Below are 16,888 nucleotides of genomic sequence, written 5' to 3' on the forward strand. Positions count from 1 at the left end.
CTGTAATCCAGCACGCCCTGTCGTTAGCTAATATCAAATCAGGAAATAAAATTGGAGACAGTTTCAGGACAACTGAAAAGACATAATTCTGGAAGCGATCTGTTAAACTACATACATCCACAAAATGATGAGTGAAAATGAGTTTAGCCACCCTGATTGATGAATTAAACCCCCAACAAAAGCAAGCAGCGACCACAGAAGCAAAACACAGTTTGGTGCTGGCCGGGGCAGGTTGTGGCAAAACCAAGACTATCGTGGCACGCGCAGCTTACTTGATTGAGCAGGGTGTGCCTGCCAACCAGATTCAAATTCTGACCTTTACCCGCCGTGCAGCCAGTGAAATTGTGGCGCGTGTCGAACTTGCACTGGGTGAACAAGCCAAGGGACTGCGGGCCTCGACCTTTCATACTTTCTGTATGTATCTGCTGCGCCGTATTCCGAAAGCTTTTGGTCTGGAACAGTTTTCGATTATTGATCGTGATGATCAGTTGATGATGTTTCGTTTGATTCGCGGCCGTGATGACAAGAAAAATCCCAATCATCTGCCGAAGCCTCAGGAATTATGTGATTTGTATTCTTTTGCAAGAAATACCCGGCAAAAGCTCAGTCTGGCGCTGGAAAAACAGATGCCGGAATATCTGGCCTTAAAGGACCAGATTGCCGAAATTATGAAAGAATATGAAGCACGTAAGCAAGCGCGAAGTTTTCTGGATTATGACGATATTCTGGCGGTAGTAGCTACGGCGCTGGCACAGTCCGAAGGTCTGGTCGACTATGTCGCTTCAATCTGTCGGCATATGCTGGTCGATGAAATGCAGGATACCAATCCATTGCAATGGGCTTTGCTGGAGCCACTGAAAGACCGGATCAGCCTGTTCTGTGTCGGTGATGATGCGCAGTCGATTTATGGCTTTCGTGGTGCAGACTTTGAAAATATTCACCATTTCAAAGAACGTGTGCCAGATGCGCAGATTTTTAAATTAGAAAAAAACTACCGCTCGACCCAGGAAATTCTGGATCTGTCCAACTGGCTGCTCGATCAGTCTGAAATCAAATATGACAAACGTCTGGAAGCGTATCGCGGAGAAGGTGTAAAGCCGCGCATGCATATTTTCCCGAATGAGTTTGATGAAGCCAAATGGATCGCGATTGATATTAAAGAGCGTCATTATCTGCAAGGTAGTAAGTGGGGCGAGCATATGGTGCTGGTTCGTTCCAGTTTTGCCGCACGGCATATTGAGGCAGCCTGTATCGCGGCTAATGTGCCGTATCGCTTTATTGGTGGCATGAAGCTGCTGGAAACGGCGCATGTCAAAGATTTGCTCAGCATGCTGCGCGTAGTCGCCAATCCGCTGGATGATATCGCCTGGATGCGTTTCTTGACCCTGTGGAATGGTGTTGGTGATGTGGGTGCCAGTAAGCTATCGCAGCAGTTATTGGCTGAACCGGAAATGGAAGCTATTGCAGATAATTTGGAAAAATTTGGCAAGATACCATTAGAAACCATTCTGATCATGCAGCAGATGAGTGTGCTCAAAGGCGAAGTGCAAGCCTGTGTCGGTCTTGCGATTCAGGCGATTGAATCGCAGTTGGCGGAAAACTATAAAAAGGATTGGCCACGTCGCCAGAGTGATTTTGAACTGGTCAAACAGCTGGCCTCCAAGCATTCGCAGCTGAGTGAGTTTTTAGAGGAATATGTACTGGATCCGGTGTCAATCTCGGAAATTGAACGCCAGTCGGACCATGATGTGGTGACCTTGATTACCATTCACTCGGCCAAAGGCACCGAACAAAATGTTTGTTATGTGGCCAATGTCACGCCAGGCAATTACCCGCATGCACGTGCTCAGGGTGACTTTGATGATGTCGAAGAAGAACGTCGTGTGCTATATGTGGCGTTGACCCGGGCAAAAAATGAATTGATTCTGACCAAACAGAACCTGAATCATTGGGCGCGGGAAACGGTCGATGAGCAGGGGCGTAAAGTCGAAAGCTATTTCCTGAATGATCTCACCCGGCATTTATGCACCACAGAAACCCATTACAAGACCCGGCAGCAAACGGTAAAAAGTGCCTTGATTGAACGCAAGTCGATTAATTTAGATTTTGGGATTGATCTCGATTAAACTATGGCAAAGTTGTTTCATGCAAAAAGTAGAGTAGGCGCGTGCTTTTTGATATTTTTTGCCTATCTTCTTAAGGTTGTAAGATGAAAATTTTAGTTCGTAATTTAGAACGTACGGTCACAGAAGCCGAATTACTGAAACTGTTCCAGGAATATGGCACAGTGGAGACCTGTACTTTGGTGCTTGATGCAGCAACAGGCAAATCAAAAGGTTTTGCTTTTGTAGAAATGCCGCATGGCCGTGAAGCAGTCAAAGCCATTAAAGGCCTGAACACTTTACGCCTACACGGACATGGCATCCGCGTGAAAGCCGCAGAAGACAAGCCTCAGGCTTAAACTCAAAAAAGGAGCACTTGATAGGCTCCTTTTTTTATGGCTACAATTTAGTATCGCCGTACTTAATTAGTGAGCTCAATGCTCTGAATTTCAGTGCTGGATTGATTCAGTCCGAACATCTTTTGATTGCGAAATGCAGGCGAACCTTTTACTTTATAAAAGCCAAAATTTGTTTTAAACCTTAGGAAATCTCGATGACCCGTGTTGCTCGCTATCATGCGGACCGTACCAATCAAAAACTGTATTTTGCCCGTCTATCCTGCCAGCAAGCAGAGCAAACCGAACATGTACAACAGGCTCAGGCACAACGTGAAGCAACTGTGTTTCATTTGCATGGTGCTTTGTTAGCATTTTTACAGGAACTGGTGCGTTACTATCGCCTGAATGATCCTCATCCAACCTTAAAATCGATCGAAGAATTGATGGCGGCCAAAGGCCAAATTTCGCCAGAAGTGGCGGTGCTGCAACATTTATCCAAGAGTGGTTTCATTGCTGAACTGAAACGCGCTTACCGTCTGTGCCAGTATGCGCCCGAACCAAGTACCCCAGAACCTGAAGACGAAACCTCCTCAAATCTCATCATTAAAGTCACACAGTCTCCACAAGCATGGTTACCTGATACTGCTATATTGAGAGAGTGGCATCGTGACCTGACCCAATTAATTGATGGTTTTCGTAATGAGATGATTGAATTTTAATCGGATCGGCTGTACTTGAAAATGCAATTTTTAACCCTATATCAATTACTCTAATGATGCAAAGTACACCCGGTGCTTTGCCACCATGTTGAACATGGAGGATATATGTCTATAGAACAGTTGAAAGATTTATTTGGTAATCAAGACGCGATTTTAGAACTCGTTCAACTTGAAGGTGGCGCGTTGGCTCTACGCAATGCAGGCTCACATAAACAGCCTTTGGTCATGATTCAATTTAATGATGAGGTGAAAGCTCTACTTGGAGAGCAGACGCCCGTGATTGCGCAACAGATGATTCAGGCAGCACTCTATGGTTTGCTGGAACAGCAGGTCAATGAGTGGCAGGCTGAAGTTGTGGATGAAGAACCAAAGTATATGAGTTAATCGTTGAAATTTATTTAGAAAGCACACTACTATTGGTGTGCTTTTTGAGTTTTATAGGTTATTAAATTAGGCAGATTTTAAGTATCACAAAGACGTTCATTTAAAATGAAGATGAAAAATCATTATTTTAAAATTTGGGTCATGAGCAGTCTGAAGCCAGTGAGTTAATAAAATCTTAGGCTCGGAGATATATTGATGTCCATAAAAAAGTTGCCAGATCCGACAACTTTTTTATTTGGTGTTGATTAAAAGAAAAACTTTAATGAGAAGGCGTATGCTGATGCGCGATCTCAATCTGGTTCAAAATATGATTGCTCATATTTTTTGCCATTTCTTCTTTGGCATAATAAACCGCACCGATATTATCCCGACGAATGGCTTCAGCTTCTTCCTTGCTTTCTGCACAGACCAGTACCTGAATTTGTGGATTCAAGGTCTTGGCAATGTCGACAATTTTATGAATATCGATGATATCCATAGGGGAAATGACCAGTAAGCGCGCATGCTGAATATGTGCCTGAATCAGGACCCCGGCTTCAGTAGCAACACCAGACACCGCAGCAATACCTTTTTCACGCAGATTTTCGACGATGTCACGGTTTTCTTCGGCAATGACCACCTTGATGTTTTCTTCCATCAATGAGCGGGTAATGCGACGACCGACCTCACCATGGCCAATAATCACCACCTGATCGCGCAGGTAATCCTGTGAGACTTCATCGGGTAACATTGCCAGAGGGTCACCACTGCGTTCCAGTAAACGTGCCAGGGTCGAGCGTTCCCGAATCCATTTCTGTACTGGCTCAATTGCGGAAAAGATAAAGGAATTAAGCGTAATCGAAATTAAGGCACCTGCCAGAATCAGGTTTTGACCTTCCAGCGAAAGCAGGTTGAGTGAAACACCGAGTGCAGCCAAAATAAAGGAGAACTCACCAATCTGTGCCAGAGAAGCACCGACGGTTAAGGCGGTATTGATCGGATAGCGAAAGAACAGCACCAGTGCCATGGCGGCAATAGTCTTGCCAATCATGATAATCCCGACCACGGCCAGTACATGTAAAGGCTGTTCCAGCAAAATGCGCGGATCAAACAGCATGCCGACGGAAACAAAGAATAAAATCGAGAAAATTTCACGCAGTGGCAAGGTTTCTTCTTCGGCACGATGACTAAAATCGGACTCTTTCACCACCATTCCGGCAAAGAAAGCACCCAGTGCCATCGACACGCCAAAGACTTTATAGGCACCAAAGGCAATCGAAACAGCAGCAGCCACCACGGTTAAGGTAAACAGCTCACGTGAACCGAGACGTGCCACCACCTGTATGATCATCGGAATCAGGCGTTTACCAATAATCAGCATGAAGGCAATAAAGCCTGCGACTTTGAGCAGGGTAATCCCTAAGGTGAGCCAGATATTCTCATCGCTTGCGCCTTCCAGCGCTTGCCCACCTAAAAGCACCGCAGTGGCAGGTAACAGTACCAGCGCCAAGACCATGACCAGATCTTCGACCAGCAACCAGCCAACGGCAATCCGGCCATTGATCGAATCGAGCAGGCCGCGATCACCAAGCGCTTTGAGTAGCACCACGGTACTGGCACAGGACAAGCTTAGGCCGAAGACCAGCGCTGAGCCAAAGCTCCAGCCCCACAGCATCGAAACTCCGACCCCGAGCAAGGTGGCAACCGCAATCTGTAAAATCGCACCAGGCAGGGCAATCCGGCGTACCTGCATCAGATCGTTCAGGGAAAAATGCATCCCGACACCAAACATCAGGAACATGACGCCTAACTCTGCCAACTGGTTGGCCAGATGAATATCACCGACCACACCGGGCGTGTGGGGGCTAATCAGAATGCCGGCAATGAGATAGCCGATCAAAGGGGGGAGACGTAGCCGTGCAGCGAGATAGCCAAAGACCAAAGCTAAGCCAAAACCAACAGCCAGTAATATAATGAGCTCTACGTCATGTGGCACTAAATACTCCTTTAGCTAGGTTTGCTGGGAAATAAGCACAAAAAGTGCCAAAACATGCAGAAAGTTTATCAAGCCGGATAAAAAAAGTGCAAAAAAAAACGACCCGCAAAGGTCGTTTTTTTAAAGAAACTAAAATTATTTGATTTTAGCTTCTTTGAAGATTACGTGTTGACGGATTTTTGGATCAAATTTTTTGATTTCCATTTTTTCCGGCATAGTACGTTTGTTCTTAGTCGTGGTATAGAAATAACCTGTACCAGCTGAAGAAACTAAGCGAATTTTATCACGCATGGTTCAGACTCCTTAGATCTTTTGACCTTGAGCACGTAGGTCAGCAACAACCTTTTCAATGCCCAATTTGTCGATAATACGCATACCTTTAGTGGTTAAACGAAGACGTACAAAACGTTTTTCGCTTTCTAACCAGAAACGGTGGTGGTGCAGGTTCGGCTCGAACCGGCGCTTAGTTTTGTTGTTGGCGTGTGAGACGTTGTTACCAACGACTGGACGCTTGCCGGTAACTTGGCAAACCTTAGACATGGTGTAACTCCATTGATTTAGCCAACAGCAAATCTGTATGGCCAGTCAAAAATAAACGGATTGAAATCATTCAAGGGGCGTTTTATATCAAAAATGCGCTTAAAAGACAAGCGATTTTCGTCAAAACGCGGCACGAACTATATCGATAGCTCATGCCTTGATCATTTAGCGGAGAAGTGTCTTCGAAATCAGCTTGTGAATCGGTTTATTAAACGGTGGCAGAATGTATTTCAAGCTATACAGCTTTGGATTCGACATTACTGAGCGTTCATGCGACAAACTGAAGAAGCCTTCTGGGCCATGGTATTTACCCATACCTGATGCACCGACACCCCCAAATGGTAGATCGTCCTGCGCAACATGGGTCAGTACCGTATTTTGCCCGAAATGCCCTGAATGGGTACGCTGTGCGACATAATCGGCACGCGCCTGATCAAAGTCGAAGTAGTATAAAGCAAGTGGGCGTGGACGGCTATTAATAAAGTCGATGACATCGTCAATTTGATCATATTCCATGATCGGTAACAGCGGACCAAAGATTTCATGCTGCATGATCTGCATCATCGGGGTGACATTGGTCACGATGGTCGGTGCAATCTTGCGCAGATCAGCCGAGTTTTCACTGCGCGGATTAATTTCAATGACTTGCGCACCCTGTTCGCGTGCATCATCCAGATAACCTTGCAGACGGTTATACTGTTTATCATTGATAATCGAAGTGTAATCCTGATTATGGGTGATATCCGGATACATGCTTTCGACACAGGCTTTAAAGTGATCAATGAACTCGGCAGTTTTCCCGCGAGGCAGGAACATATAGTCTGGCGCTACACAGGTCTGACCGGCATTCCAGAGTTTGCCCACCGCAATCCGCTGTGCCACATCACGCAGATCAATCGACGGATGCACCAGTACCGGAGATTTACCGCCCAGTTCCAGAATCACCGGCACCAGATTTTCGGCAGCGGCTGCCATGACGGTTTTACCGACCGCAGTTGAGCCGGTGAAAATCAGTTTATCGAAAGGCAAACGGCAGAAAGCATCTGAAATCACACCGCCACCATTCACCACAGCGACCAATTCTTTAGGAAAGGCTTCAGCCAAAGCTTTTTCTAAAACTTCACCAAAGGCAGCGGATGCACTGGAAATTTTGATCATGGCATGGTTGCCGGCAGCCAGTGCGCAAATCAGAGGACCAATCGACAACAACAGCGGATAGTTCCATGGTGCGATAATCCCAACCACGCCCAAAGGCTGATATTGTACCCAGGCTTTAGCCGGCTGATGAATAATGCCCACATGACGCTTGGAAGGTTTCATCCACCGGGTCAGGTTTTTGCTGTAATATTTGATATGTTCCAGACAGGTGAGCAGTTCACCAATCTTGGTTTCCCCGATTGAACGGTTACCATAGTCCTGATTAATTGCATCAGCAAATTGATCTTGATACTTAACTAAGATACGCTTAAGTCGAGCTAAACGATCGATACGTTCCTTTGCAGTCGGCAGAGGGTAGTGTAAGTAAGCGTGTTTTTGTTGCGCCAAGACTTCATTCAGATATTGGCTATCAAAAAAATGTGGTGTCATTGATGTTGTTTTTGTGTGACTGTTCATGCCGCACTACCATTATTCAAAAATCGATTAATTAATTTTTAGAGCAAATACTCTAATTAGTCAAGTGACTTTGTGTGTTAGCCTGCTAATGCATGAACTGAATGGTTATTTTAGGATGTCCCAAACCAAAACCTTAAAAACTAAAGAGCGTATCTTGCAGCTCAGTTTGCAGCTGTTTAACGAGCGTGGCGAACGATCGGTAACCACCAATCACATTGCGGCTGAACTCGGCATGAGCCCGGGTAACCTGTATTATCATTTCCGCAATAAAAATGAAATTATTAAAGAATTGATGGAACAGTACCAGCACCAGACCCTGGAAATGCTGGCGCTGCCGGATGACCGTGCGCTGGATGCCAATGACAAGGTGCATTATTTTCAGGTACTGAGCAGCCAGTTATGGGCTTACCGTTTCCTGCATCGTGATGTCTATCATCTGGTAGAAAATAACGAAGATTTTCGCAAGATGTATCCACGCTTTGCCGGACAGGTGATGCAGCAGGGCCAGAAAATTTATAAAGGCTTTGTTAATGCAGGCCTGATGGACATGACCGATTCAGAAATTGAAGCCCTGATCATTAACCTGTGGATTGTACTGACCAACTGGACCAACTTCCTGTATATGTCAGGTCATTTAACCGATTCCAATACGCTGGAAGAAAAATGGGTCTGGCAGGCACTCCGTCAAATGGTATTCCTGGAAGGGGCGTATTTACGTGGTGAAAGTCGTCAAACCTATGAAGGTTTATTGAGTAGTTTGGGCTCTTCGGAACTTTTTGCCAGCCTGTCGTCATCTAAAGATTCTGAATCTGAACAAACTATTCAGAATATCCAGGAAACGCGCTAGAATACTCGGCTTATTTTTAATTTAACTGATTAGTGACTTAAACCAACATGAATATGACGACTGCTAACACCGCACGTTTATTGATTACTTGTGAAGACAAGCCGGGCATCGTGCAGGCTGTTTCGAGCTTCTTGTATCATCAAGGTGCCAACATTACTGCGCTTGACCAATATGCGACAGCAGCGCAGGGCGGACGTTACTTCATGCGCGTTGAATTTGAATTAGATAATCTTCAAAGTCGTAAAGAAAGTATTATCCAGACTTTTGCAGCGAATGTGGCAGAACGCTATGGCATGCAATGGCGTCTGGCTCTGGTCAGTGACGTGAAAAAAGTCGGTATTCTGGTGTCTAAGGTCGATCATGCCTTGCTTGAGCTGTTATGGCGTCATGCGCGTGGTGGCCTACCTTGTGAAATTACCAAAGTGGTATCGAATCACGAGACTTTACGCGAAGCAGTTGAAAACTTTGGCATTCCATTCGAAGTCGTGCCGGTGACCAAAGACAACAAACCTGAAGCTTATGCAGAAATCGACCAGTTGATGCAGGGCAATGACTTACTGGTGCTGGCGCGTTATATGCAGATTCTGGATGAAGAATTTGTCAGCAAGTGGGAAATGAAAGTGATCAACATTCACCATTCTTTCCTGCCGGCTTTTGTAGGTGCCAATCCGTACAAACAGGCCTATGAAAAAGGCGTGAAGCTGATCGGTGCAACTGCGCACTATGTGACTGCTGATCTGGATCAAGGTCCGATTATTGAGCAGGATGTGGAGCGCGTGAACCATGACTTTACTGTTGAGCAGTTACGTGAACTCGGTCAGGACGTAGAACGTAATGTATTGGCCCGTGCGGTAAAATGGCATTTGGAAGACCGTATTATTGTCGATGGCAACAAGACTGTCGTGTTCCAATAAGACTTGCATTGAGTTTTAAAAAGGCATACTTTTAGTGTGCCTTTTTTGTTTTGATGCAAAAAAAGTCAGTCAAAGGTAGGATTAGCGGTTGCAAATGAAAACACTTCTCATTTATTATTGGCATACTTTAATTGTGCTAACCGATGAGCTTGATAGTTTGTTCCACATCATCTCCTCAAGGTAATAGATTTAATGAGTCAAGTTGCTGCGCCCCAAATGCCTACACCGCCGAATCAGATGAAAAAGAAAGTCATCTCTATCGTGGCGGCTGTACTGGTTGGGCATGTGGGTGTGTTATATGCGATCAGCCAGATGAAAGCACCTGAGCTGACACCCATTGATAAGCAACCCTTAAAAGTGCGCTTTGTTAAACTCCAGGAAGCGCCAAAACCTTTACCGCCAAAGCCGAAGGCCGAGCCACAAAAAGAGCCGCCTAAGCCTAAAGAAGTCAAAATTGTCGATAAACCGCTGCCACCACCACCGAAAAAAGTAGAAAAAATCGAGCAGGTGAAAAAGGCTGAAGCGCCAAAAGTAGTCAAAGCACCGCCAGTTGAAGCAAAACCAACCCCAAGTCCGGTCGTGCCGACAGTGGTCACTGAAACTAAAGTTAAACCGGCACCTGCTCCGGTCGCGCCACCTGCGCCTGTGGCACCGCCAGCACCTGCTGCGCCGCCAACCCCGAAAAGTGTATCGATTGGTGGGGGCGTGTCCTGGCAGCGTTCACCAAAAGTCTCACTCTCTGCAGGTGAATTAAAATCAGCCTGTTCGCTGGTGGTAGACGTTTCGGCGAATGAGCAGGGTAAAGTGGTCTCTGCGACTGCACGAAATTCAAGTTGTAGCCCGGCGGTAACGCGCAAAGTAGAAGCTGCGGTACGTCGTGCACAACTCACCAAATATGTTGAAAATGGTGTGGCTTATCCAACCCGTGTGGAACAGCCTTTCGATTTTCAGGTTAAATAACGGCTCACCCATTAGGAGTTCGAATATGAACTTTTCAGTTTATTGGCAACACGCTGATGCAGTCAGTAAAACACTGTATTTCGTGTTATTGGCAATGTCGATTGCGACATGGACCATTTTTGTGCTGCGTTTGATGGGCACTCGCCAGCTGAAACAGATTGCCTATGCTCAGTTATCTAAAGCATTGGAACAACTGAAAACCAAACTGGCTCCTTTGGGCTTTGAACAGCGTAAAGCAGTGGCAGAACAGGCGCTGTTACGCCAGATTTCAGCAGAGAAAGCCAATGCCGAAAAAGGTGTATCAGTTCTGGGTACGATTGCCTCAATTTCACCGTTCGTTGGTTTATTCGGTACGGTATGGGGTATCTTCCATGCGCTGGTTGCTGTTGGTAAAAGTGGTCAGGCTGGTCTGGCACAAGTGGCAACCCCAGTCGGTGAAGCCTTGATTATGACCGGCTTAGGTCTGGCAGTCGCAATTCCCGCGGTACTGGCTTATAACATCTGTGTCCGTGCTAATCGTGGCTTGGCTCATGAATTACAAGATCAGGCACACGGTCTGTTGATTGATACCATGCTGCAACAGGAATCTGCTGCAAAAAAGTCTGATGAAAAAGTAACACAACAGAGTCTCGTGGGAGGTCAAGCTTAATGGCTTTTCAACTGGGTGAAGACAACGATGTAGGCATGAATGAGATGAACCTCATTCCTCTCATCGACATTATGTTGGTATTGATGATCATCTTTCTGGTGACAGCGACCGTTGCGAACCCATCAATTCCATTAACCTTGCCACAAACGACTGCGGAGATTATCGATCTGCCGCCTGAAAATGTCACGATCAGCATCAATGCCGAAGGTGACATTGCCTGGAATGGCGATGTATTGACGCTAGAACAGCTTGAAACCCGTTTTAATGAAGCGGGCCAAGCTGAACGTCAGCCGACCATTGTGCTGAAAGCGGATAAAGAATCACGTTATGACTCTGTGGCGCAAGTCATGTCGCGTGCGAGTGGAGCCGGACTCAGCGATATTGCTTTTGCAACTGATAACTAAGATTTAGGTAATAAAAAAAGCGACTGATTGCAGTCGCTTTTTTTATGCCCATTTTTCATGAAACTTAATGGGTTTTTAAGAGGGTCGTAAATTTGCTGCGTAATTTATTCAATTTTGGAGGAATGGCAAAATTACAATAGCCCTGGGTCGGGTTCTTGGCAAAGAAGTTTTGATGATAGTCTTCCGCCGGATAGAAAGTCGGAGCAGGACTGAGTTCAGTCACCATATTGATGCCATCGGCTTTCAGAGCATCGATCGCCTGCTGCGCCTGTTGCTGCTGTTCATCATTCAGATAATAAATCACAGAACGATACTGGGTGCCGACATCATTGCCCTGACGGTTTAGCGTGGTCGGATCATGGGTTGCAAAAAATACATCAAGCAACTGGTTATAGTTAACCTGGTTTTCATCGAAATCGATCAGAATGACTTCAGCATGGCCGGTATTGCCCCCGCAGACATCATCGTAGTTTGGCTCAGTTGTATGCCCACCTGCGTAGCCACTGACGACCTGCTGAACCCCCTGGATCTGTAAAAATACGGCTTCAGTACACCAAAAGCATCCCCCACCGAAAAGTGCCTGTTGCATGGTTGATTCCTCATTCAATTAAATAACTCAATCGGGCTGATGGTTAAATTCCAGCTCATCAGTATGAAAGATAAAAAAGCCTGTCCATACAGGCTTTTTGTAGGGAAGTATTAACGCGGCTGAACAGCACTTTCCAGCTGGATCAAGAGATTTCCATGGCGATCCAGTAATTTTAAGGTTTTACCAAATACTTGATAATGCGTCACTTTGGCTAAAGCTTCATTAAATTTCTGATCAAGCTGATCGTTGTTCATGCAAGCCATACGGGTAGTGGCCATTTGGCTCAGGGTCAGCGTGTCTTTCGCTGCTGTGTAACTGCCCATAATCCGGTTACAGCTATCTGAACCTGAAACGCGCTGGGTACTGGCATCAAATTGCAGACTTGGAACATTGCGTGCGGTTGGCGCAGTCTTGATTTCAGTATTACCAATCTGGGTCGCAATCCAGGTACGATTTTGCAAAAGTTGTAAATGATTCGCGGTTTGTGTCGTGGCTGTATTAGGCACAGTTTCGCAGCCCATGACCGTTAAAACCGAGCCTAAAATCGCGATTGCAGTTAATTTTTTTAGCATGAGAGATACTCTGATCATTGACTAGCTATTTGTATATAAACAAAAAAATGATCAAGGTTCCAGTTGATTTTGTATCTTTATTGAAGTGGATTTGCTACACAGTTATCGCATGTCGGGTTTCGGCAGGCCCTGCCGGATCAGTCGTGAATAGTCCTGACTGGACAGATTAGCGGTGTGTTCTACGCGTGGATTGACATGCGCGCGTTGATACCAGGTGCGCATATCCCAAGACTGCTCCAGTACTTTCAGGTCATAGAGATAATTTGGTAAATAGCCGGAGGCCAGCAGCCGGTAATCTGAGGGTAGCTGTTGTTGCGATACCGCCTGAACCATATCAAAGACCAGTGTGGTGCAATTACTGGTCAGGGTATTATACCATTTTGGCTTTTGGGCCAGTTCATCGGCCTGACGCAGATATTCCTTGAATAGCGCTTTGGCCTGAGCTTGCGGCATCTTTACCGGGAAAAAGTAGACCTGTTCACCACGGACATTGCTACGGGTATAGACAATATCCTTTTCATCCGATGCGACCAGACTCAGTTCATATTTACGGAAAAAGCCACCAATTGCTGAAAATTCTTCATTCTTTTCCTTACGGATTTCAATCGAGAAGGTGAGTGGCTTTTGATTGGCAAAATCGAAGCTGACCAAGGTATGGGCAATTTTAGGGCCCATCCAGTAGGAAGTAATGATGTTCACGCCAGTAATCTGATTCAGGTCAAAACTACGGCTTTCCCAGCGTTCGATATAGTGACCATTGGCCTGCCAGTCAAAGTTGCGGATATTGTGCAAAGTGACCTGATCGCCTTGCTGCTCATAATGCAGAAGCTGGGAAACCTCAGGATTCCACTCTCGATCCTGACGCGCTTCCAGACTGAAATATCCCAGCAGACAGAATAAAAAGGCCAGAAGATAAAGAACGCTATCCACTTGGCGGGAGATCAGATGCCGGGTGAAATAAATCCCGAGAACGACCAGCGCAAAGGTCAGCCAGAGTCCAATCAGCATCAAGCTGCCGATTTTTCCGAGGGGTTGATGAACCCAGAGCATCAGGCTGAACCACAGGCTCGACAGAAGGACGAATAAAGTAAACAGGCTGCCCAGTAGCCACAGACTCCAATGTCTGGAGATGTATTCGCGTCCCTGCATCATCACTTTTTCATGAGAAATAGGTTTTATTTTCTGTAGGTTGCGAACTCAAAAGCAATGCCTGTTTTGTCTTCGATATGTTGCTCGGCAGCGACTTTTTTAAATTCTGCTGGAATCGCTGGATAATAGGCATCGCCCTGTACATCTAGTTCGACATGGGTCAGTTCCAGACGGTCTGCAATATCCATAGTCTGTTTAAAGATTTCACCACCACCAATGATGAAAATGGTTTCAGGTTTTTCTGAAGCCTTTACATCTGCAACGGCCTGACTCAGCGCATCTTCAATGCTATAAGCGACTTTGGTGCCTGCAAATGCCCAGTCTGGATCACGGGTAATGACCCAATTCACCCGTTTAGGCAAGGTACGTCCCATCGATTCTAGTGTCTTGCGACCCATCACCACCACACCGCCTTGGGTGATTTCCTTGAAGTGTTTCAGGTCGGCAGAGATATGCCAAGGTAGGTCATTGCCCTTGCCGATACAACGCTGCTGATCCATGGCAACGACGTGTACAACTTCTAAATCTTGAAATGACATGTATTGAATCCTTCTTATAAAGCCCAAAGTCCTTCGTGTAATTTTTTACTGGTACGAAAGAAAGGTTAAAAATCTATATTGATTGCCTACACGCTTTAGGGACGGAAATATATTTTGAAAGGAGTTGGCGATTCACGCGTGGTAAAAGACCTCTCCCTAGCCCTCTCCTAGGAGGAGAGGGAACTTTATAATAAAGAAAATTAAACAGCGACAGGGGCTTTAATTCCTGGATGAGATTCATAACCGACAATTTCGATATCTTCAAATTTGAAATCGAACAGGTCTTTGATCTTAGGATTTAGTTTTAATTTACAAAGGCCTAATGGCTCACGGCTGAGCTGTAACTGTGCTTGCTCGAAGTGGTTGCTGTATAAGTGAGTATCGCCACCAGTCCAGATAAAGTCACCCACTTCCAGATCACAGACTTGCGCGATCATATGCGTCAACAAAGCATAGCTGGCAATATTAAATGGAACACCTAAGAATACATCGGCACTGCGCTGGTATAACTGACAAGACAATTTTCCATTGTGTACAAAGAACTGGAACAAGGTATGGCAAGGGGGTAAGGCGACCTGACCCGCTTCATTCGGGTTCCAGCCGGACACGATCAGACGACGCGAATTCGGATTAGTTTTAATTTCATTGATCAACCATTTGATCTGGTCAAAACCGTCCTGATTATAGCTATTGTCTGCATTCTTGCTGGCCCCAAAATTACGCCATTGATGGCCGTAAACTGGACCCAGTTCGCCTTCAGGACGGCCAAAACGTGCAGTCTGTTCTGCGGTCGCCCATTCATCCCAAATCGAGACTTTATTGTCTTTTAAATACTGAACATTGGTATCACCTTTCAGGAACCACAACAGTTCAATCACGATAGAACGGAAATGAACTTTTTTGGTGGTGAGTAAAGGAAAACCTTGGGAAAGATCAAAGCGCATCTGATGACCAAATACCGAACGTGTACCTGTACCGGTACGGTCGCCTTTATCGCCGCCGTTGTCGAGGATATGTTGTAAAAGGTCAAGATATTGGCGCATAGTTCTCTCTATTTGAATCTGTTGAAAATTGCCGTTTTAACAGCAGAACGGATTATTTTATAATCAATTTTCTGTCGAAAGGGACAATTTAAATTGCGCACATCATAGCATTTTTTGATGAGCTTTCATCGTCCAAATTGAGAATAAAAAAGACCTCCTGATGGAGGTCTTTTGATTGTAATTTAAGCGGTTTTGTGGCCAGTATGCGCTGTATGAATCAGATCAGACAGATCATAACCTAAGGGTGCTGCATAACTTAAATATTCGCGTTGAGTCGCTTCGTCCAGACTGGTGTCGCGATGTAATCACCATAAATATTCTTTATTTGGCTCGCCCACGAGTGCCGTCTGATAATCCGGATCGATTTTTAAGACCCAATAATCGCCCTTGGTAAACGGGATCCCATGCAAGCCTTCAGGTAAAAATCTGATTTCAAGCTTGGCATGTTCTGCATCGACAATGATCGCTTCAGCAATGGCTTCATCCACCTTGCCATTTTCATTCAAGCTCTATACCGCAGAAATATCGGTGCTGTCTTCAGGTTGGCGCTTCATCGGCAAGTGTGCAATGTCATACCAGGTACTTAAATATTGTTCTAAATTAAAATTTGAAACGGTACTTAAAGTCTGACTCATTTTTCTTCTCCGTTTAGTTCAAGGTTTAAAAATGCCGCATCAGTGTAATACAGGCGGTAAAGCTCAAAATGATGTAATCATGTGGTGAAATGTTATCTGAAAATGGCCGAGCTACAGATTAAACCCACACGTTTGAGTAGAAAAAGATAAGGACTCATTTTGCGTATTTCAGGCTGAAAAAGCTTTGCAAGGCATTGGAATTGGCTTTGCTTTACATTTTTTTTGCAAAGATGATGGGTTTTGTAACTGTATGAGAAAGAACGGCTTAATTTGAATGCCGGAAAAATAGACAAATTTATTTACATTTTTAATGTGAAAGATAACATTTAAACGACTAGTATTCTCGGCTTGTTAACAATATGAAAGCCTAAATTACAGGCGAGGAGCGGTTGGTAAGGCATGATCTATGATCATCAAGTAAACATGAGCGAAGTATATGCTCCTGTCCAAGCGAATATCATGGTGCGTTCCCAATCGGAGCAAAGACCTAAAAAGTCATCCCAAAAAGCCACTGTCCGTAACGCTTCAGGCGTAAGCAATGGCCATCGTATCAATATCGAGAAATTTACCAGTTATCTGCAAGGCATTACCCGAAATACCAGTACACAGAAATGTGCGCGCAGTATTCGTGTCGGTCTGCAATCTTCTGGTGCGAAAATTGTGAATCATCCGGTCGCAGCGGCAGATTGGGGAAGTACCCTGATGCAGCTGGGTTATAAGAAAATTAATGCTTCTTTTGATCGGCCGAAAAAAGGCGATATCTATATTATTGACCGTACTCAGGGACATAAATATGGACATATCGCGGCTTATTCAGGTAGTGCCTGGGTATCAGATTTTAAACAGCGAGATCATGCGGTTTATCGCAATAAAAACGTGACTTATAGTTACTATCGTCTGGAAACTTACTTCTAA

The 16,888-nt window shown here is 45.2% G+C and carries 21 protein-coding genes; 10 read left to right on the forward strand and 11 right to left on the reverse strand.

Annotated elements, in window-relative coordinates; all coding sequences use genetic code 11:
• Positions 1–137: 137 nt before the first annotated feature.
• The 4 genes from WFH18_RS02185 (at position 138) to WFH18_RS02200 (ending at position 3,543) form a co-directional block, all read left to right on the forward strand.
• A complete protein-coding gene (locus WFH18_RS02185) occupies positions 138–2,126 on the forward strand; it encodes an ATP-dependent helicase (RefSeq protein WP_336754563.1) in 1,989 nt (662 codons plus the stop codon).
• Positions 2,127–2,209: 83 nt separating this feature from the next.
• The gene (locus WFH18_RS02190) at positions 2,210–2,461 is read left to right on the forward strand and encodes an RNA recognition motif domain-containing protein (RefSeq protein ID WP_004729489.1); all 252 of its coding nucleotides are present in this window, start codon (positions 2,210–2,212) and stop codon (positions 2,459–2,461) included.
• Positions 2,462–2,655: 194 nt separating this feature from the next.
• Complete coding sequence (locus WFH18_RS02195) at positions 2,656–3,159, forward strand: DUF6586 family protein (protein ID WP_004278463.1); 504 nt, start codon at positions 2,656–2,658, stop codon at positions 3,157–3,159.
• A 105-nt stretch (positions 3,160–3,264) separates the two neighbouring features.
• On the forward strand, positions 3,265–3,543 hold the full coding sequence (locus WFH18_RS02200; protein ID WP_004278462.1) for a hypothetical protein: 279 nt from the start codon (positions 3,265–3,267) through the stop codon (positions 3,541–3,543).
• Between the two features lie 259 nt (positions 3,544–3,802).
• Here the strand turns inward: WFH18_RS02200 and WFH18_RS02205 are convergent, their stop codons facing one another.
• The 4 genes from WFH18_RS02205 to WFH18_RS02220 form a co-directional block, all read right to left on the reverse strand.
• Positions 3,803–5,518 (reverse strand): cation:proton antiporter, encoded by a 1,716-nt coding sequence (locus tag WFH18_RS02205; RefSeq protein ID WP_336754564.1) that lies wholly within the window; start codon positions 5,516–5,518, stop codon positions 3,803–3,805.
• Positions 5,519–5,653: 135 nt separating this feature from the next.
• Positions 5,654–5,809, reverse strand: a complete 156-nt coding sequence (rpmG, locus tag WFH18_RS02210) for a 50S ribosomal protein L33 (protein ID WP_001205031.1) — start codon at positions 5,807–5,809, stop codon at positions 5,654–5,656.
• Between the two features lie 12 nt (positions 5,810–5,821).
• Complete coding sequence (gene rpmB / locus WFH18_RS02215; RefSeq protein ID WP_000048256.1) at positions 5,822–6,058, reverse strand: 50S ribosomal protein L28; 237 nt, start codon at positions 6,056–6,058, stop codon at positions 5,822–5,824.
• A gap of 165 nt (positions 6,059–6,223) precedes the next feature.
• Positions 6,224–7,672, reverse strand: coding sequence for a coniferyl aldehyde dehydrogenase (locus tag WFH18_RS02220; protein WP_005261753.1), 1,449 nt, complete (start codon positions 7,670–7,672; stop codon positions 6,224–6,226).
• Between the two features lie 115 nt (positions 7,673–7,787).
• Between WFH18_RS02220 and WFH18_RS02225 the strand changes: the two genes are divergently transcribed.
• The 5 genes from WFH18_RS02225 to WFH18_RS02245 all read left to right on the forward strand — a co-directional run bounded on the left by WFH18_RS02225 (position 7,788) and on the right by WFH18_RS02245 (position 11,446).
• A complete protein-coding gene (locus tag WFH18_RS02225; RefSeq protein WP_034437998.1) occupies positions 7,788–8,519 on the forward strand; it encodes a TetR/AcrR family transcriptional regulator in 732 nt (243 codons plus the stop codon).
• 47 nt (positions 8,520–8,566) lie between these two features.
• Positions 8,567–9,433, forward strand: a complete 867-nt coding sequence (purU, locus tag WFH18_RS02230; protein ID WP_004647410.1) for a formyltetrahydrofolate deformylase — start codon at positions 8,567–8,569, stop codon at positions 9,431–9,433.
• A 192-nt stretch (positions 9,434–9,625) separates the two neighbouring features.
• Positions 9,626–10,393 carry a TonB-dependent receptor gene (locus WFH18_RS02235; RefSeq protein ID WP_336754565.1) on the forward strand — a complete coding sequence of 256 codons (768 nt, stop codon included), beginning with the start codon at positions 9,626–9,628 and terminating at the stop codon, positions 10,391–10,393.
• 25 nt (positions 10,394–10,418) lie between these two features.
• The gene (locus WFH18_RS02240) at positions 10,419–11,042 is read left to right on the forward strand and encodes a MotA/TolQ/ExbB proton channel family protein (protein ID WP_195725181.1); all 624 of its coding nucleotides are present in this window, start codon (positions 10,419–10,421) and stop codon (positions 11,040–11,042) included.
• Complete coding sequence (locus tag WFH18_RS02245; protein ID WP_004278434.1) at positions 11,042–11,446, forward strand: ExbD/TolR family protein; 405 nt, start codon at positions 11,042–11,044, stop codon at positions 11,444–11,446. The genes WFH18_RS02240 and WFH18_RS02245 overlap by 1 nt, the downstream gene beginning before the upstream one ends.
• A 64-nt stretch (positions 11,447–11,510) precedes the next feature.
• On the opposite strand, the gene msrA is transcribed toward WFH18_RS02245, so the two are convergent.
• The 7 genes from msrA to WFH18_RS02280 form a co-directional block, all read right to left on the reverse strand.
• Positions 11,511–12,035 (reverse strand): peptide-methionine (S)-S-oxide reductase MsrA, encoded by a 525-nt coding sequence (msrA, locus tag WFH18_RS02250; protein WP_311204460.1) that lies wholly within the window; start codon positions 12,033–12,035, stop codon positions 11,511–11,513.
• Positions 12,036–12,145: 110 nt separating this feature from the next.
• Positions 12,146–12,607, reverse strand: a complete 462-nt coding sequence (locus WFH18_RS02255; RefSeq protein WP_005245935.1) for an META domain-containing protein — start codon at positions 12,605–12,607, stop codon at positions 12,146–12,148.
• A 102-nt stretch (positions 12,608–12,709) separates the two neighbouring features.
• A complete protein-coding gene (locus WFH18_RS02260) occupies positions 12,710–13,759 on the reverse strand; it encodes a DUF4105 domain-containing protein (protein ID WP_336754566.1) in 1,050 nt (349 codons plus the stop codon).
• A gap of 23 nt (positions 13,760–13,782) precedes the next feature.
• Positions 13,783–14,295, reverse strand: a complete 513-nt coding sequence (locus WFH18_RS02265; RefSeq protein WP_336754567.1) for a dihydrofolate reductase — start codon at positions 14,293–14,295, stop codon at positions 13,783–13,785.
• 200 nt (positions 14,296–14,495) lie between these two features.
• A complete protein-coding gene (thyA, locus tag WFH18_RS02270; protein ID WP_336754568.1) occupies positions 14,496–15,338 on the reverse strand; it encodes a thymidylate synthase in 843 nt (280 codons plus the stop codon).
• A 305-nt stretch (positions 15,339–15,643) separates the two neighbouring features.
• Positions 15,644–15,844 carry a lipocalin family protein gene (locus tag WFH18_RS02275; RefSeq protein WP_005250658.1) on the reverse strand — a complete coding sequence of 67 codons (201 nt, stop codon included), beginning with the start codon at positions 15,842–15,844 and terminating at the stop codon, positions 15,644–15,646.
• A 3-nt stretch (positions 15,845–15,847) separates the two neighbouring features.
• The gene (locus WFH18_RS02280; protein ID WP_005245940.1) at positions 15,848–15,973 is read right to left on the reverse strand and encodes a lipocalin family protein; all 126 of its coding nucleotides are present in this window, start codon (positions 15,971–15,973) and stop codon (positions 15,848–15,850) included.
• A 399-nt stretch (positions 15,974–16,372) separates the two neighbouring features.
• Here WFH18_RS02280 and WFH18_RS02285 point away from each other — a divergent pair, with 399 nt between their 5' ends.
• Positions 16,373–16,888, forward strand: coding sequence for a hypothetical protein (locus tag WFH18_RS02285; RefSeq protein ID WP_005107935.1), 516 nt, complete (start codon positions 16,373–16,375; stop codon positions 16,886–16,888).

Source organism: Acinetobacter sp. USHLN143 (assembly GCF_037145695.1).
GTDB lineage: Bacteria > Pseudomonadota > Gammaproteobacteria > Pseudomonadales > Moraxellaceae > Acinetobacter > Acinetobacter fasciculus.

Coding starts and splice junctions, on each gene's coding strand:
- thyA (WP_336754568.1), bottom strand. CDS start 15,338: ATGCGCCAATATCTTGACCTTTTACAACATATCCTCGACAACGGCGGC.
- WFH18_RS02280 (WP_005245940.1), bottom strand. CDS start 15,973: ATGAGTCAGACTTTAAGTACCGTTTCAAATTTTAATTTAGAACAATAT.
- rpmG (WP_001205031.1), bottom strand. CDS start 5,809: ATGCGTGATAAAATTCGCTTAGTTTCTTCAGCTGGTACAGGTTATTTC.
- WFH18_RS02190 (WP_004729489.1), top strand. CDS start 2,210: ATGAAAATTTTAGTTCGTAATTTAGAACGTACGGTCACAGAAGCCGAA.
- WFH18_RS02255 (WP_005245935.1), bottom strand. CDS start 12,607: ATGCTAAAAAAATTAACTGCAATCGCGATTTTAGGCTCGGTTTTAACG.
- WFH18_RS02260 (WP_336754566.1), bottom strand. CDS start 13,759: ATGATGCAGGGACGCGAATACATCTCCAGACATTGGAGTCTGTGGCTA.
- WFH18_RS02195 (WP_004278463.1), top strand. CDS start 2,656: ATGACCCGTGTTGCTCGCTATCATGCGGACCGTACCAATCAAAAACTG.
- WFH18_RS02185 (WP_336754563.1), top strand. CDS start 138: ATGAGTTTAGCCACCCTGATTGATGAATTAAACCCCCAACAAAAGCAA.
- WFH18_RS02265 (WP_336754567.1), bottom strand. CDS start 14,295: ATGTCATTTCAAGATTTAGAAGTTGTACACGTCGTTGCCATGGATCAG.
- purU (WP_004647410.1), top strand. CDS start 8,567: ATGAATATGACGACTGCTAACACCGCACGTTTATTGATTACTTGTGAA.
- WFH18_RS02220 (WP_005261753.1), bottom strand. CDS start 7,672: ATGAACAGTCACACAAAAACAACATCAATGACACCACATTTTTTTGAT.
- WFH18_RS02235 (WP_336754565.1), top strand. CDS start 9,626: ATGAGTCAAGTTGCTGCGCCCCAAATGCCTACACCGCCGAATCAGATG.
- WFH18_RS02285 (WP_005107935.1), top strand. CDS start 16,373: ATGATCTATGATCATCAAGTAAACATGAGCGAAGTATATGCTCCTGTC.
- WFH18_RS02225 (WP_034437998.1), top strand. CDS start 7,788: ATGTCCCAAACCAAAACCTTAAAAACTAAAGAGCGTATCTTGCAGCTC.
- WFH18_RS02245 (WP_004278434.1), top strand. CDS start 11,042: ATGGCTTTTCAACTGGGTGAAGACAACGATGTAGGCATGAATGAGATG.
- msrA (WP_311204460.1), bottom strand. CDS start 12,035: ATGCAACAGGCACTTTTCGGTGGGGGATGCTTTTGGTGTACTGAAGCC.
- rpmB (WP_000048256.1), bottom strand. CDS start 6,058: ATGTCTAAGGTTTGCCAAGTTACCGGCAAGCGTCCAGTCGTTGGTAAC.
- WFH18_RS02240 (WP_195725181.1), top strand. CDS start 10,419: ATGAACTTTTCAGTTTATTGGCAACACGCTGATGCAGTCAGTAAAACA.
- WFH18_RS02200 (WP_004278462.1), top strand. CDS start 3,265: ATGTCTATAGAACAGTTGAAAGATTTATTTGGTAATCAAGACGCGATT.